General features: G+C 49.5%; 16 protein-coding genes. 12 read left to right on the top strand and 4 right to left on the bottom strand.

The window, feature by feature from the left end; all coding sequences use genetic code 11:
• The first annotated feature begins 3 nt into the window (after nucleotides 1–3).
• Together DXB92_RS09965 and pyk are read left to right on the top strand one after the other, a co-directional pair.
• Nucleotides 4–813, top strand: coding sequence for an amidohydrolase family protein (locus tag DXB92_RS09965; protein WP_021682466.1), 810 nt, complete (start codon nucleotides 4–6; stop codon nucleotides 811–813).
• Between the two features lie 161 nt (nucleotides 814–974).
• Complete coding sequence (gene pyk, locus DXB92_RS09960; RefSeq protein WP_040647697.1) at nucleotides 975–2393, top strand: pyruvate kinase; 1419 nt, start codon at nucleotides 975–977, stop codon at nucleotides 2391–2393.
• A 136-nt stretch (nucleotides 2394–2529) separates the two neighbouring features.
• Here pyk and DXB92_RS09955 read toward each other — a convergent pair whose 3' ends face one another.
• The 4 genes from DXB92_RS09955 to DXB92_RS09940 form a co-directional block, all read right to left on the bottom strand.
• The gene (locus tag DXB92_RS09955; RefSeq protein ID WP_021682464.1) at nucleotides 2530–3474 is read right to left on the bottom strand and encodes a protein phosphatase 2C domain-containing protein; all 945 of its coding nucleotides are present in this window, start codon (nucleotides 3472–3474) and stop codon (nucleotides 2530–2532) included.
• A gap of 205 nt (nucleotides 3475–3679) precedes the next feature.
• Nucleotides 3680–4294 carry a J domain-containing protein gene (locus DXB92_RS09950; RefSeq protein WP_021682462.1) on the bottom strand — a complete coding sequence of 205 codons (615 nt, stop codon included), beginning with the start codon at nucleotides 4292–4294 and terminating at the stop codon, nucleotides 3680–3682.
• A 3-nt stretch (nucleotides 4295–4297) separates the two neighbouring features.
• Nucleotides 4298–5125, bottom strand: a complete 828-nt coding sequence (locus tag DXB92_RS09945) for a DUF5685 family protein (RefSeq protein ID WP_117733752.1) — start codon at nucleotides 5123–5125, stop codon at nucleotides 4298–4300.
• Between the two features lie 3 nt (nucleotides 5126–5128).
• Nucleotides 5129–5539, bottom strand: a complete 411-nt coding sequence (locus DXB92_RS09940) for a hypothetical protein (protein WP_040647689.1) — start codon at nucleotides 5537–5539, stop codon at nucleotides 5129–5131.
• A gap of 298 nt (nucleotides 5540–5837) precedes the next feature.
• Between DXB92_RS09940 and DXB92_RS09930 the strand changes: the two genes are divergently transcribed.
• From DXB92_RS09930 to DXB92_RS09885, 10 genes are all read left to right on the top strand, one after another.
• Nucleotides 5838–6335, top strand: a complete 498-nt coding sequence (locus tag DXB92_RS09930) for an NUDIX domain-containing protein (protein WP_117733750.1) — start codon at nucleotides 5838–5840, stop codon at nucleotides 6333–6335.
• A gap of 250 nt (nucleotides 6336–6585) precedes the next feature.
• Complete coding sequence (locus DXB92_RS09925) at nucleotides 6586–7566, top strand: glycosyltransferase family 2 protein (protein ID WP_040647687.1); 981 nt, start codon at nucleotides 6586–6588, stop codon at nucleotides 7564–7566.
• Nucleotides 7567–8520, top strand: coding sequence for a WG repeat-containing protein (locus tag DXB92_RS09920; protein ID WP_117733749.1), 954 nt, complete (start codon nucleotides 7567–7569; stop codon nucleotides 8518–8520).
• A gap of 102 nt (nucleotides 8521–8622) precedes the next feature.
• Nucleotides 8623–9123 carry a 5-(carboxyamino)imidazole ribonucleotide mutase gene (gene purE / locus DXB92_RS09915; RefSeq protein ID WP_021682455.1) on the top strand — a complete coding sequence of 167 codons (501 nt, stop codon included), beginning with the start codon at nucleotides 8623–8625 and terminating at the stop codon, nucleotides 9121–9123.
• Between the two features lie 42 nt (nucleotides 9124–9165).
• A complete protein-coding gene (gene purC, locus DXB92_RS09910) occupies nucleotides 9166–9885 on the top strand; it encodes a phosphoribosylaminoimidazolesuccinocarboxamide synthase (RefSeq protein WP_021682454.1) in 720 nt (239 codons plus the stop codon).
• A 3-nt stretch (nucleotides 9886–9888) separates the two neighbouring features.
• The gene (locus DXB92_RS09905) at nucleotides 9889–11310 is read left to right on the top strand and encodes an amidophosphoribosyltransferase (protein WP_117733748.1); all 1422 of its coding nucleotides are present in this window, start codon (nucleotides 9889–9891) and stop codon (nucleotides 11308–11310) included.
• Nucleotides 11307–12746 carry an amidophosphoribosyltransferase gene (gene purF / locus DXB92_RS09900; protein WP_117733747.1) on the top strand — a complete coding sequence of 480 codons (1440 nt, stop codon included), beginning with the start codon at nucleotides 11307–11309 and terminating at the stop codon, nucleotides 12744–12746. Before DXB92_RS09905 ends, purF begins: the two co-directional genes overlap by 4 nt.
• A 78-nt stretch (nucleotides 12747–12824) precedes the next feature.
• A complete protein-coding gene (purM, locus tag DXB92_RS09895) occupies nucleotides 12825–13859 on the top strand; it encodes a phosphoribosylformylglycinamidine cyclo-ligase (RefSeq protein ID WP_117733746.1) in 1035 nt (344 codons plus the stop codon).
• Between the two features lie 19 nt (nucleotides 13860–13878).
• Nucleotides 13879–14505 carry a phosphoribosylglycinamide formyltransferase gene (purN, locus tag DXB92_RS09890; protein ID WP_117733745.1) on the top strand — a complete coding sequence of 209 codons (627 nt, stop codon included), beginning with the start codon at nucleotides 13879–13881 and terminating at the stop codon, nucleotides 14503–14505.
• Between the two features lie 24 nt (nucleotides 14506–14529).
• The gene (locus tag DXB92_RS09885) at nucleotides 14530–15243 is read left to right on the top strand and encodes an IMP cyclohydrolase (protein WP_117733744.1); all 714 of its coding nucleotides are present in this window, start codon (nucleotides 14530–14532) and stop codon (nucleotides 15241–15243) included.
• Nucleotides 15244–15249: the final 6 nt, after the last annotated feature.

The raw sequence follows: 15249 nt of genomic DNA, 5'->3' as shown, positions 1-15249 counted from the left end.
TTCTTGAAAAACGGTTATCGTATCACAGATGCTCATGCCCATGTGTTTCCGGACAAGATCGCGGAAAAGGCAACAGAGGGGATTTCTCATTTTTATGATCTGCCGATGCAGTACCATGGCAGAGTGGCGGAAATGTTAGAGAATGGCACGGCTGCTGGTATCGATCATTTTCTGGTCTGCTCTCCGGCAACTACCGTGACACAGGTGCACTCGATCAACAGCTTTCTGGCATCTTGTGCGGCGGCATACCCCATGTGCACCGCTTTCGGAACGCTGCACCCTTATGCGGAAAACGTGGAGGCAGATTTTCAGCAGCTGCGATCCCTACAGCTTCGCGGTGTCAAGTTGCATCCGGATTTCCAGAATTTTCCCATTGATGATCCGCGGGCATATCCCATGTACGAGATGATCCAGAGTTCCGGTTTGCCGATCCTGATGCATATGGGTGATGCCAAGTCCGACTTTTCCCACCCGTACCGTCTGGCAATGATTTTGCGGCAGTTCCCGAAATTGCGGATCATTGCAGCACATTTCGGCGGCTGGGGGCAGTGGAAAGAGGCAAACGCCATTTTGCAGCCGGATGAACGGCTGCGGTTCGATACCAGCAGCAGCCTGCCGTTTTTGCCGCCGGAGGAGATTCGAAAGCTACTGTCCCACTTCGGGGCAGAGAACTGCTTCTTCGGGGTAGACTACCCCATGTGGGATTATAGAAAGGAACTGGAACGCTTTTTTGCATTGGAACTTTCGGATTCGGAAAATCGTGCAATTCTTTCCGAAAATCTTGAGGCATTTTTGGACGAATCCTACAGCTGATTTGATAATCAAAGAAATTTCAGAGAATGCTTATCTCAGAAAAGAAAAAAGTAGAATACTTTTCGTAAAATTAACTTTTCATTTTCTGTGTTTTGTGGTATACTAATAAAAGATAAGCATATGAAAGAATCTATACAACCAAAAGGATGCGTGAATTACTTATGAGAAAGACAAAGATTGTTTGTACGATCGGACCGGCGACCGATGACGATTCCGTTATGCGGCAAGTTATGCTTTCGGGCATGAACGTCGCTCGTTTTAACTTTTCCCACGGCGACCACGCCACACACGAAAAACGGTTTGAGCAGATCTCCCGCCTGCGGGAAGAACTGGGTCTGCCTATTGCCACACTGATGGACACCAGAGGACCGGAGATTCGGCTGGGCAAATTTGTAGATGATAAGCCAGTCACCATTGAAACCGGCGACACCTACACACTGACTACTGATGATGTTCTCTGTGATGATAAGGTAGGCAGCATTTCTTTCAAGAACCTGCCCCGTGATGTCAAGCCGGGCGTGCACATTCTGGTGAATGACGGCGTAATTGAAATGGTTGTGGAAAAGGTGACCGTCACTACAATTGTCTGCCATGTCATTCACGGCGGTGTTCTTTCGAACAATAAGGGAATCAACGTGCCGGGGGTACAGCTGTCTATGCCATACCTCAGTGAAAGCGATAAAAACGACTTGGAATTCGCAGCGAAAATGGGATTTGACTTTATCGCTGCCAGCTTCGTGCGGACTTCTGCGGATATTGACTATCTGCGGAAGTATACCCAGAGTCTGGGCTGGTTCGATGTCCGCATCATTGCCAAAATCGAAAATGTGGAAGGCGTTCGGAATATCGACGAGATTCTGGAAGCTTCTGACGGCATCATGGTTGCCCGCGGCGATCTGGGCGTAGAAATCCCCTTTGAGCAGATTCCGTCTGTCCAGAAGCAGCTGATTCGCAAGGGCTATCAGGCGGGCAAGCAGGTCATCACTGCAACCCAGATGCTGGAATCTATGATTACCAATCCGCGTCCGACACGTGCCGAGATCACAGACGTTGCCAACGCGATCTATGACGGTACCAGTGCGATCATGCTTTCCGGCGAAACCGCTGCCGGTGCCTTTCCGGTAGAGGTTGTCCGCACCATGGATCTGATTGCACGTACCACCGAAGATGACATCGACTATAAGGGCATGCATTCTGCAAGCCGTACCAAAAAGAACGCGGACATTGCCAATGCGATTGCCCACGCGACAGTTACCACAGCACACGATCTGGACGCAGCTGCCATTCTGACAGTAACCATGTCCGGTGTCACTGCCAGAGAAATTTCCAAGTATCGTCCGTGCTGCCCGATCATCAGCTGTACGGTAAGCGAACGGGTACGCCGGCAGATGAATTTGAGCTGGGGCGTTTATCCGATGCTGGTCGATGAAGTTTCCAATACCGACTCGCTGTTTGATGCATCGATTCACGCTGCCCTCCGTTCCGATTTGGTCAACAAGGGGGATATTGTAGTAATCACTGCCGGTGCACCGGTAGGCGTTTCCAATACCACCAATATGATGAAGGTAGAACGTATCTGATTTCAAAAATCATAAAATGATACAAAAAACCGGCACAAGATGCTTTCACACCATCTTGTGCCGGTTTTGCTTGTTATGGCAATTATCACCGGATATAAAGGCAACATGCAGTTTTACATGCTGTCACCTCAGTTTATCAGTCAGTTTCCTTGTCGTCTGTTGCCGGAAGCACTTCCAGCACGATACAGGTAATATTATCCACGCCACCGTTCTGTAGTGCAGCCTGCACCAGCACTGCGGCTTCATTGAAATAATTTTCGGAGAGAAGCTCTGCAATTTCTTCGTCCGAACACATATTGGTCAGTCCATCGGTGCACAGCACAAACTTTGTGCCGACTTCCAACGGCAAGGGGGGTCTGCTGTCCGCATTTAACCCTGTCTTTTTGCGGTCGGAGCCGATGAACAATGTCAGCCGATGCTGATCGGGACTGTGCTTGGCTTCTTCTTCTGTATAGATCGCAGCTTCTACTTTTTGGTTGGCAACGGTATGGTCGCGGGTGAGCAGCGTCAGCTGATCCGTCTGATAGCGATAGATCCGGCTGTCCCCCAGATAATATAACTTCACCGCGTCTCCCAGAAAATAAAGCATGGAAAAAGTAGTTCCGCCGGTTTGGCAGTGCTTTTCTGTGAGCATGTCGCAAATGGCGTTGTTTGCCTCCGTGGTATAAGAAGAAACCAGCTGATCCAGCATACGTGTCCCGTCTGCGTGTTTCAGCTTTTTCTCGTATTTTCGGAGTGTCTGCACCGCAATTTCCGATGCCACTTCGCCATACGCTGCTCCGCCCATACCATCGAACACCGCAAAACTCATGCCGTCTGCGTAATGAATGGTATAGGAAGCAGAAAAATCGTTCCGGAATATGTCGTTCATATACAACCCTTCCAGATAGAAGTTGTCCTCATGATTGCCCCGCACTTTTCCGATGTGTGTTGCAACAGAAACACGCAGGTTGTAGTTCTTGATTCCGGAATGATAAAAGGGTTCTGATGTTTCTCCGGGATAATTTCCGCCATAGTAAAAAAATGGATTAGAACTTCGCGATTGCTCCGGCTCTGTATTTTTATGATTGAAAAACATCATAGAATCTCCTCATTCTTCAAAGCGGCTGTGGGGGAGCCGCTTCTGAAATTGGTATGACCTCAATTGTCATCATACCATATTCCGCGGGAAAAGTAAACACTTTTCCGTGAAAATTCCGAGAGAAGCCATGATTTTTCTCACATGGTACAGTTTTTTGAAAAAATATTGTGCAATACTTCCAAAATATAAGACCATTTTCTTTGTGTCAGGTACAATTGCAGCAGCAATCCAGAATCAGGTTCAGCAAAATATTTGCCGCACAGCAGCGAACACAGCCGCTGTCATCGAAGCCGCCGCCCATATAAGGCTGCTGCATTTGCTGGTAGGAGAAACCAGGGGATTCCAGCTGCTGTACCAGTTTCTGATATTCATAATTGTTGGGTTCCATTTGTGCAGCGGTTCTGGCATACTGGAGAGCCATAGCGTTGTTGCCGGCACCAGAATGTGCTACAGCAGAAACATAGTACCACTGGGCATTTCGGTTGCTGATGCCTTCCAGTACGCGGACAGCTTCGGTAAATCTGCCGTTGCGAATGAAGTTTACGGCAGCCTGCAAGTGAACGCTGTTCTCGTCGCCAGCTCCCGCAGAGGTGTTCCGGTTGTAGAAGTCGCCATATCCGCCGGAGTTCTTGTGCTGGCGTTCGTCCATGATCGTCTGGTATGCCTGCTGGATCTGCTTGAACTTTTCTTCATACATTTTTGCATTGGGTTTGTCCACGTTGGCATCGGGGTGATATTTCCGGCTAAGGGCACGATAAGCCTTTTTCACTTCCTGATCGGTTGCGGTGCGGGGAATCCCCAGTACTTCATATGGATCCATGTTTTATTTCTCCTGTTCTTTCTTTTTCTGATAAAACTTTGTCCAGACACCGGCATATAAAATATTCCGCAGGATCTCTTCGTAGTGCAGAATGGGCAGCCGTTCAAATGCCGCCGCACAGGAAGACATCATCATTTGCAGCAGAGCCTCGCAGTTCTGCGAAAACTGCGGCTCGGTGGTGTCTGTCTGGTGAAAAGGGTTGTAGCACTGTTTTTTTCGGTCGTGTTCAAGATCGTCATAAGCGTCCAGCAGATAGATGAACTTTCCCAGATAAAATCCCACCTGCCGGAGCGTGTCTGCCCAGATGTCATCTTTCCAGACAAATAATTCGCCCAGCATGGTGCCAAAGCAGCCTGCCGGAATTTCCGGATTGGATTCGTGATTCTGCTCCATTTCGTGCAGCTTTTCCAGTTGTGTACGGACAACGCTGCACTTTTCCGGATACTGCTGTTGGATTTTCCGGTAGCTTCTGGAGAACATGCCGGCGGCGGCACGACGGGAGATCTTTCGCTCGTCGTTCCAGTCGTCCATGCACTTGTCACGAAACAGCAGAATGCTCATATCTGCGGCATAGTCTGTCACGGCACTTTGTATGTGCAGATTCTTGTGAAACGGGTGTGCAATACAGCGTTGTTCCGCCTTGGTTTCTTCCGGTTCATACAGACCGGTCAGCAGCAGGATCAGAAAAGTCATGTCATAGCTTAGCGTCCAGCGTGCCGCTGTACCGTGCCGCCGATGCAGTGCCTCACAAAGTCCGCAGTAACAGCCATGGTAAATGTCATATTCCCGAAACCGCAGTTCCGGCTTGTATGCCCGAATGTATCCGTACATCGCTTAACTCCGTTTGATAAAGTGATTGCGGCAGTTCGGACAGGTGATCTCGATCTTTCCCTTGCCCTTGGGAACACGGACTTTCTGTCCGCACTGGGGGCACTGGAAGATCCGGTGTGTTTTGTCGCCGCTTTTCTTGCCGAAGAAGCCGCGGATCGGGGCAGTCAGTTCCAGAAACTTTGCGTTTTCTGCCTGCCGGCGTGCAATATTCTTGGAAAAGATGCGGAAATAGGAATACACCAGCACTGCAATGGCAAGCAGATTAAAGATGCTGTTTGCCGCACTGCTTTTGCTGGAAAAAATGGCGACCAGCAGGAAAAACAGAAATACCCCGAAAAGGAATTTGTTCAGGGTATCGTTCCCGCCGTATCTGCCACGCATGAATTGCATCAGCCGTTCTCTGAAATTGGACATAGGGAAAACCTCCTTTTGTAAGGAAACAGGGTTGCCAAAAGTGTATTTCATATTATTATACCACACTCTTGCAGGAATGAAAAGCGGATTTTCCAAATTTTCATGCAATTTTCAGAAAAGGCAGTGCAATGCTTGTACGGAAGCTGATGTAAAAAATGCAGATGAAGCGTTTTATCGCAGTAAAGCGACTTTTTTCAAAGAATATTCAGAAATGCTTCTTGAAGCCGGAAAAGATTTCATGTTACAATAGAATTGCAATCAAATGTAAAGCAGCATGATGAAAGGAATGTGGTAAAGCATGGAATGGCTGGATATTTATGATGAGCACGGCAACCGAACCGGAAAAACAGCAGAACGCGGCACCTTTTTGTCTAAAGGGGAATATTTCCTGTGTGCCCATGTGATTCTGGAAAACACGGACGGTCTGTTCCTGATTCAGCAGCGTTCAGACACAAAGGCAACACGCCCCGGACAGTGGGACATTACTGCCGGTGCAGTGGACTGCGGTGAAGTCAGTCTGGACGGTGCTTTGCGGGAGGCGAAAGAGGAGGTCGGACTGACGCTTCCCAGAGAGAAGATGCAGTTCCTGTTTCGGGACAAACGCCGCAGCTGTTACCATGATGTGTACTATATACAGATTCCTTTTTCCCTGCAAGACTGCACCATGCAGGAATCAGAAGTACAGGACCTGCGGCTGGTGACACAGGAGGAACTGCTGGACTTGCTGGAACAAATGTCCCACCGTTCCCCGAATTATAAGCGGCGGCTGACAGAATTCCTGTCCCACCGGAGCTGAAATTGATCTTCTGAAACACCGTGAAAATGGAAAATCCTGATTTGTTCTCATATTTTTTTGAAAATCGAAAAAAATATCCGGATTAGGGTATTGTAAAATGTCAGAAAAGGTGGTATAATAAATAAAGGCGTGCCAAAGGAGAAAAGATTTTAGGAAAATACTGCCATAGTCTGTGCGGTGTTGTCCTGGGGGAACGCCGAATATAACAGCCGATATTTATATGGACGGCTGTGGAACGGAAAGGATCGCTATGAAAAAAATTTCAATTGTGGTACCGTGTTATAATGAACAGGAAGTATTGCCACTTTTTTACATAGAAATTCAGAAAGTGATGCAGCAGATTCAGGAAGAACATGCAGATACCGAATTTGAACTGTTGTTTATCAATGACGGCTCCCGTGACGGAACACTGGCAAAGCTGCGGGAACTGGCGAAGCAGGACGAACGCGTTCGCTACATTTCGTTTTCCCGTAATTTCGGAAAAGAATCTGGTATGTACGCTGGCTTGGAAAATGCCACCGGAGATTATGTGGTCATCATGGACGCGGACTTGCAGCACCCGCCGGCATTCCTGCCGAAAATGTATAACATTGTTTTAAGTGGCGAATATGACTGTGCCACGACCCGCCGCGTCAGCCGAAAAGGGGAGCCGAAATTGCTTTCGTGGTTCTCCCGCAAGTTCTACAAGATCATGAAGCGGATTTCGCAGACGGAAATTGTGGACGGTGCACAGGATTTTCGCTTTATGACACGGCAGATGGTAGACTCCATTCTGGCTATGAAAGAGTATAACCGGTTTTCCAAAGGCATTTTCAGCTGGGTGGGATTCCGCACCAAATATATTGAATACGAGAATGTGGAACGTGCTGCAGGTACCAGCACGTGGTCTTTCTGGAAACTGTTCCGCTATGCACTGGACGGCTTCTTTGCGTTTTCCACGGCACCGCTGACAATTTCTTCGATCCTCGGCGTGGCAAGCTGCCTGATTGCATTTATCATGATTATTGTCATCATCATCAAAAAGCTGGCATTCGGTGATCCGGTACAGGGCTTTGCCACTTTGATCTGTGCAATTTTCTTCATGGGCGGCTTGCAGCTGTTCTGTGTGGGCATTGCTGGTCAGTATCTGGCAAAAACCTATCTGGAAACCAAAAAACGCCCGATCTATCTGGTACAGGAAACTGAAAAAGATGCCCGCAAGGATATGGATACCGCGGCAGGAGAACAGTAAATGAACAAACATACCCGTCTGGCGGTAGGCATTCTCGTATTGGTTCTGGTGCTTCTGATCGTGGCAACTGTCAGCTTTTCGATAAACATCTCCAAAAAGTCTGCCGGCTCTCAGAACAGTACTTTTGACACGGGAACGAATTCCAACGGCAATGTCATTGTAGAGGGGAACGATCATCTCTACGGCGTGTCCGATGCGGCAGGCAACCTGATTCTGGAACCGGAATGGAAAGAACTGCATTTTATCGGTTCGGATTACCTTTCTGCCGTACAGGAAAATGCTGACAGCAATTGTGTTGGCGTGCTGGATCTGGACGGCAACGTGGTCGCTCCTTTCGTCTATGACCATGTGGAGGCGTTGACAGATTCCTATTATCTGGCGGTGCTGGCGGAAAACCAGCAGGTGGTGTTGTATGACCACGATTTCCGTGCAGCAGATGCTATGGTCTGGGACAGCAGCACATGGGAAAAACCATTGCTGACAGTCACCAGTGGGGAAGATTTGTTTCAGTTCTCTCTGGAAAAAGAGATCCTCCAGCTGGTACAGTGTGACCTTGCACGGAAAACGGAAAAGATTTCGTTTTCTGTCCATGCTGAAAAAGTACATGCCGGGCTGCTGCTGCCGGAAGAATGGAGCAGCAGTGCCGATCAGACAGCGGCGTTTCTGGATATGGTGAAAATGCAGGATTTTTCCAAACTGCAGGACCTTACCGGACAGGATCATGAGAATGCTGTTCTGGGCAATATCGCTCCGGCGGATACTAAGGTGACCCGTATGGATTCTGACGTGTATTTGCAGGCAGAACAAAACGAGGCGGGAAAACTGATTCTGACATGGCAGATCGGGCTGACGCTCCGCAATGCGGAAAATACGTCGGAAAATAAGACACTGACGTTCAAGATGGAAAAGAACGGAAAAGAAACATGGGTGATAACAGAGGCGAAGCTTTCTTGATTCGCATTCTGCTTTCATAAACCGGCGGGGCATACTGCCTTGCCGCAACAGCACACCGGCTTGCAACAAGCGGTGTGTAACTCTGATTCAGGAGGAATACATATGTCAAAAAAAGTAGCAGTGATCATGGGCAGTGACAGCGATCTGCCGGTAGTAAAGGGTGCACTGGACGAACTGGACAAGTTCGGGATCCCGTATGAAGTGCATGTCATGTCCGCACACCGGACACCGGCACTGGCTGCGGAATTTGCCGGAAACGCGAAGAAAAACGGCTTCGGCGTGATTTTGTCCGCCGCAGGAAAGGCTGCACATCTGGGCGGCGTTCTGGCAGCACATACCACGCTGCCGGTGATCGGCATTCCGGTCAAGTCTTCTACACTGGACGGGCTGGACGCATTGCTGGCAACCGTACAGATGCCGAAGGGCATTCCGGTGGCAACTGTCGCAATCGACGGGGCAGCCAATGCCGCAATTCTGGCAGCACAGATGCTGGCACTGTCTGATCCAGAAATCGACGCAAAGCTGGAACAGATGAAAGCAGACATGGAACAGGGCGTAAAGGCAAAAGACGCAAAAATTTCAGCAGAATACAGCAATTGCTGATTTCATAATGATATAAATTTAATTTTTTTGGAGGAACAGAAAATGGCTGATTGGAAAAAAACAGAACAGCTCTATGAGGGCAAGGCAAAGAAAGTATTCGCAACCGAGAATCCGGAAGTTGTGATCGTAGACTATAAGGACGATGCAACTGCATTCAACGGCGAGAAGAAGGGCACAATCGTTGGCAAGGGTGTTATCAACAACCGTATGTCCAACTACATCATGAAGCAGCTGGAAAAGGAAGGCGTTCCGACTCATCTGGTAGAGGAACTGAGCGACCGCGAAACTGCTGTAAAGAAAGTTTCTATCGTACCGCTGGAAGTTATTGTCCGCAACGTTGCAGCCGGCAGCTTCTCCAAGCGTATGGGCGTAGAAGAAGGCAAAGATCTGCTGTGCCCGATTCTGGAATTCAGCTACAAGTGCGACGAACTGAACGACCCGTTTATCAATGATGACTATGCACTGGCATTGGGTCTGGCAACACAGGAAGAAATCGACACGATCAAGAATTACACCCGCAAGGTCAACGAAGTTCTGAAGAAGTTCTTCCTGTCTATCGGCATTCGCCTGATCGACTTCAAGATCGAATTCGGTCGTCTGTCTGACGGTACAATCATTCTGGCAGATGAGATCTCTCCGGATACCTGCCGTCTGTGGGACGTAAAGACCAACGAGAAGCTGGATAAGGACCGTTTCCGCAGAGATATGGGCGGTACAGAAGAAGCTTATCAGGAAGTTATGAAGCGGATCTTTGGAGAATAATTCATGGGTGGCTTTTTTGGTGCAGTTTCAGCAAACGACTGCGTTCTCGACGTATTTTATGGGACGGACTATCACTCACATCTGGGGACACGACGCGGTGGTATGACATCCTATTCTGCGGAACTGGGATTCCAGCGGAATATTCACAGCATTGAAAACTCGCCTTTCCGGACAAAGTTCGAAAAGGACGTGGAGAAAATGCGGGGCAATATCTGCATCGGCTGTATCAGTGATACAGATCCCCAGCCGATCATGGTGCGTTCCAAACTGGGGCTTTATGCAGTTTGCTCGATCGGCATTATTCAGAATGCAAAGGCACTTTCCGAAGAACTTCTGGAAAGCGGCTGTGCAAACTTTGAAACCATGAGCAGCGGTAACATCAACTCCGGCGGTCTGATCGGTGCGTTGATCGCACAGAAGCCGACCTTCGTGGAGGGGATCCGCTATGCTCAAAGTAAAATTGAAGGTACCATGTCTTTGGTCATCATGACAGAGGATTCCATTATCTGTGCAAGAGATCGGGCAGGAAAGCTGCCGATCCTGATCGGAAAGCGTTCAGACGGCTACTGCTTCTCGTTCGAATCCTTTGCATACCAGAAACTGGGGTATGAAACCTGCCACGAACTGAAGGCAGGGGAGATCACCTGTCTGACCAAGGACGGCTACGAAGTTCTCTATGAGGGAACGGAGAAGATGAAGATCTGTACCTTCCTCTGGACGTATTACGGGTATCCCACCGCCTGCTACGAGGGCGTGAATGTAGAAGTGATGCGTACCAAAAACGGTGAGATCATGGCGGAGAACGATATGAAAAACGGAAAGCTTCCGGACGTGGATTACGTCTGCGGCATTCCGGATTCCGGTGTTCCTCACGCCATTGGTTACGCCAACCGAAGCGGCATTCCATTTGCAAGACCGTTTATCAAGTATACACCCACATGGCCGAGAAGCTTCATGCCAGCCAATCAGTCCATGCGGAATCGGGTTGCAAAAATGAAGCTGATTCCTGTTCCGGAACTCATTCGGGGCAAGAAACTTCTTTTCGTAGATGACAGCATTGTTAGGGGCACACAGATGCGGGAAACGGTTGAGTTTCTCTATGAAAACGGTGCGAAGGAAGTCCACATGCGGTCTGCCTGTCCGCCGATTATGTACGGCTGTAAATATCTGAACTTCTCCAGAAGCACTTCGGAGATGGAACTGATCGCACGCCAGATCATTGATGAAAATGAGGGCGTTGCCGGTTTGCAGCATATTGACGAGTACAGCAACTCTAACACAGAGCGTGGAAAGCTGCTTCGGGACGAAATCTGTCGGCGTCTGCAACTGACGTCATTGGAATTTCAATCGCTGGAAGGCACGATTCGTGCCGTAGGAAAACCCGACTGTCAGCTCTGTTCGTATTGCTGGAACGGAAGGGAATGATTGTATTGAAGACAGGACTGCATGAGGAATGCGGTGTGTTTGGTGTCTATTCACCGCACACCACAGACGTTGCGGCGATGACATATGTTGCACTGTATGCACTTCAGCACAGAGGGCAGGAAAGCTGCGGGATCGTAGTAAATGATCGTGGCGTTTTCTCGCATCATAAGGATCTGGGATTGGTGCCGGAGGTATTTAACCGCAGTCAGATCGAAAAACTCGGACAAGGGAACATTTCGATCGGACATGTGCGGTATTCCACAACCGGAAAGCCGAGCCGTTCCAATGCACAGCCCATTGTGGTCCGCCATGTAAAAGGTCCCATGTCGATTGCCCATAACGGTAATCTGGTCAATGCACATGAGCTGCGGAGAAAGTATGAACTGCGTGGTGCGATTTTTCACACCACCAACGATACTGAAGTGATCTCCTATGCGGTGACGGAACAAAGACTGGAGCGTTCTTCTATTGAAGAAGCTGTGGAATACGCCATGTATGACCTGAAAGGTGCTTATTCCCTGGTCGTTATGTCCCCGCAGAAGTTGATCGCTGCCAGAGATCCCAACGGCTTCCGTCCTCTCTGTATGGGACTGCGGAAAGACGGCAGTATCGTATTTGCTTCGGAAACCTGTGCACTGGACAGCGTAGAGGCTGAGTTCGAACGGGAACTGGATCCCGGCGAAATTGTTATTGCAGACAGCGACGGCGTTCGTTCTGTCCGGACACACTGCGGACAGAAGCCCTCTTTGTGCGTGTTTGAGTATGTGTACTTTGCTCGTCCGGATTCTGTCATCAATGGCTGTACCGTACACGATGCCCGTATTCGTGCCGGAAAGCTGCTCTGGAAAGAGCATCCGGTAGAAGCGGATGTAGTTATCGGTGTACCGGACAGCGGACTGGATGCCGCACTGGGACTGTCACAGGCTTCTGGAATCCCATATGAAGTCGGCTTTATCAAGAACCGCTATGTCGGCAGAACCTTTATCCAGCCCAATCAGAAGATGCGGACGGATTCCGTGCGGATCAAGCTGAATGTGGTAAAAAGCGTTGTGGCAGGCAAGCGTGTCATTCTGGTAGATGACAGTATTGTCCGCGGCACGACCTGCCAGCGGATCGTCAGTCTGCTGCGGGAAGCTGGTGCAACAGAAGTGCATATGCGGATTTCCTGTCCGCCGTTTACAAATCCGTGCCATTTCGGCGTGGACATTGACAGTAAGGAAAACCTGATCGCATGCCAGATGACCATTCCGGAGATCTGTGAACATATCGGAGCAGATACACTGGGGTATCTGAGCATAGAAGGTGTGCAGTCGCTGGCAACGCCGGACATGACACCGCAGACAGGTTTTTGTACAGCATGTTTCACCGGCAATTATCCTATCGAAGTGCCGAAGGAAATGCCGAAAGATAAATTTGAAAAGAAGATAGGCGAATGATCGGGAAATTGCGAAAGGCGGTTTCCTGCGGCGGTTCCGTATCGGATTCGCCCGACAAACTTTGGAGGTAACACATAAATGGAAAGCTATTCGGAAAGCTATAAAAAGGCAGGCGTAGACGTCACTGCCGGTTACAAGGCAGTGGAGTTGATGAAGTCCCATATTGCCAGAACCATGACAGCAAATGTGCTGACAGACATTGGCGGCTTCGGCGGTCTGTATGCACTGGATGTGGCAGGAATGCAGCAGCCGGTACTGGTTTCCGGTACAGACGGCGTAGGAACAAAGCTGAAAATCGCCTTTCTCATGGATAAGCATACTACCATTGGTATCGACTGTGTGGCAATGTGCGTCAATGATATTATCTGCTGCGGTGCAAAGCCCCAGTTTTTCCTGGACTATATTGCACTGGGCAAGAACGTTCCGGAAAAGGTCGCATCGATCGTTTCCGGTGTGGCAGAGGGCTGCGTACAGTCCGGCTGTGCACTGGTCGGCGGCGAAACTGCCGAGATGCCGGGCTTCTATCCGGAAGATGAATACGATGTTGCCGGTTTTGCCGTTGGTGTCGTAGATAAGAGCAAGATCCTGAACATGGACAGCCAGAAGGAAGGCGATGTGCTGATCGCAATGCAGTCCAGCGGCGTACATTCCAACGGATTCTCTCTGATCCGGAACGTATTCACAGTCAACGAACAGAATCTGGCTCGTCACTTCTCTGATCTGGGCACCACACTGGGCGACTGCCTGCTGACACCGACCAAGATCTATGTCAACGCGATTCAGCAGTTGCTGGCAGAGGTACAGCCGAAGTCTATCGCTCACATCACCGGCGGCGGTTTCTATGAGAACATTCCGCGGGCACTGAAGAAGGGGCTGTCTGCAAAGATCGACCGCAGCGACGTGCAGGTTCTGCCGATCTTTGACCTGATCGCAAAGACTGGTAAGATTCCGGAACACGACATGTTCAACACCTTTAATATGGGTGTCGGCATGATGGTATGCGTGGCTCAGGAAGATGCAGATAAGGCGATCCGCATTCTGAATGCAGCAGGGGAACATGCCTATGTGCTGGGCGAACTGGTTGCATCTGATGAGGGCGTGATCCTCAAGTAATAGAAAGAGGCAGAGCAAAATGAAAAATATTGTTGTGCTGGTTTCCGGCGGCGGAACGAATTTGCAGGCATTGATCGATGCACAGAAAAACGGGAAGATTCCGAACGGAAAAATCACCTGTGTGATTTCCTCCAATCCGGACGCATACGCACTGACCAGAGCCAAAGAAAACGGCATTGGCACCCGCGTTATCGTCCCGAAAGAATTTGCATCTCGTGAAATGTACAGCAAGGCACTGCTGGAAGCACTGTTTCAGGAATATGCCGATCTGATCGTACTGGCAGGCTTCATGACCATTCTGGATCAGTCGATCATTCGGGCATATCATAATCAGATCATCAACGTGCACCCGTCTTTGATCCCATCCTTTTGCGGAGAGGGATTCTACGGACTGCGTGTACACGAGGCAGCTTTGGCACGGGGCGTAAAGTTTACCGGTGCGACGGTGCACTTCGTCAACGAAGTCGCCGATGACGGGCCGATCATTTTACAGCAGCCCGTTGCCGTATTTCCGGACGACACACCGGAAGTGCTGCAAAAGCGTGTCATGGAACAAGCAGAGTGGCAGATTCTGCCGCAGGCAGTGAACCTGTTCTGCAACGGACAGTTAGAAGTTCGAGAGAAAACCGTATTCATTAAGCAGTAAAGGCAATATCAGTAGGAGGAAATTATGAAGATTGCATCATTGCAGCAGAAATTGCAGCAGAATTCTTATCCGGGTCGCGGCATTGTGCTGGGACGTTCGGAGGACGGAGCGTATGCGGTTTCTGCATACTTTATCATGGGAAGAAGTGAAAACAGTCGGAACCGCGTTTTCGTAGAAGACGGTGCAGGTATCCGCACACAGGCATTTGACCCGTCGAAAATGGTAGACCCGAGCCTGATCATCTACGCACCGGTTCGCGTTCTGGGAGATTATACCATTGTGACCAATGGCGACCAGACAGACACTGTGTATGATTTGATGCAGGCTGGGAAAACTTTTGAGGAATCCCTGCGGACCCGTGAGTTCGAACCGGACGCACCGAACTATACTCCGCGTATCTCCGGACTGATCGACCAGAGCAATAATGGCTTTTCCTATGCACTGTCTATTCTGAAGAGTGCAGACGGCGATCCTTCCTCCTGCCAGAGATATACATTCTCCTATTCTAATCCCATTGCCGGCGTTGGACATTTCATTCACACCTATGAGGGTGATGGAAATCCGCTGCCGAGCTTTTCCGGCGAACCGCAGAAAATTGCGGTTTCCGGTGACATCGATGCGTTCACAGAAATGCTGTGGAACAGCCTGAATGCGGAGAACAAGGTTTCTCTGTTCGTTCGGTACATCGACCTCAAGACCAAGAAAACTGAAACCAGAATCGTAAACAAGAATCAGTAAGGAGGC

Source organism: Ruminococcus sp. OM06-36AC, assembly GCF_003438725.1.
GTDB lineage: Bacteria > Bacillota > Clostridia > Oscillospirales > Ruminococcaceae > Ruminococcus_C > Ruminococcus_C callidus.
The sequence above is the reverse complement of the archived record's forward strand: the minus strand, read 5'-3'. Positions and strand labels throughout refer to the sequence as shown.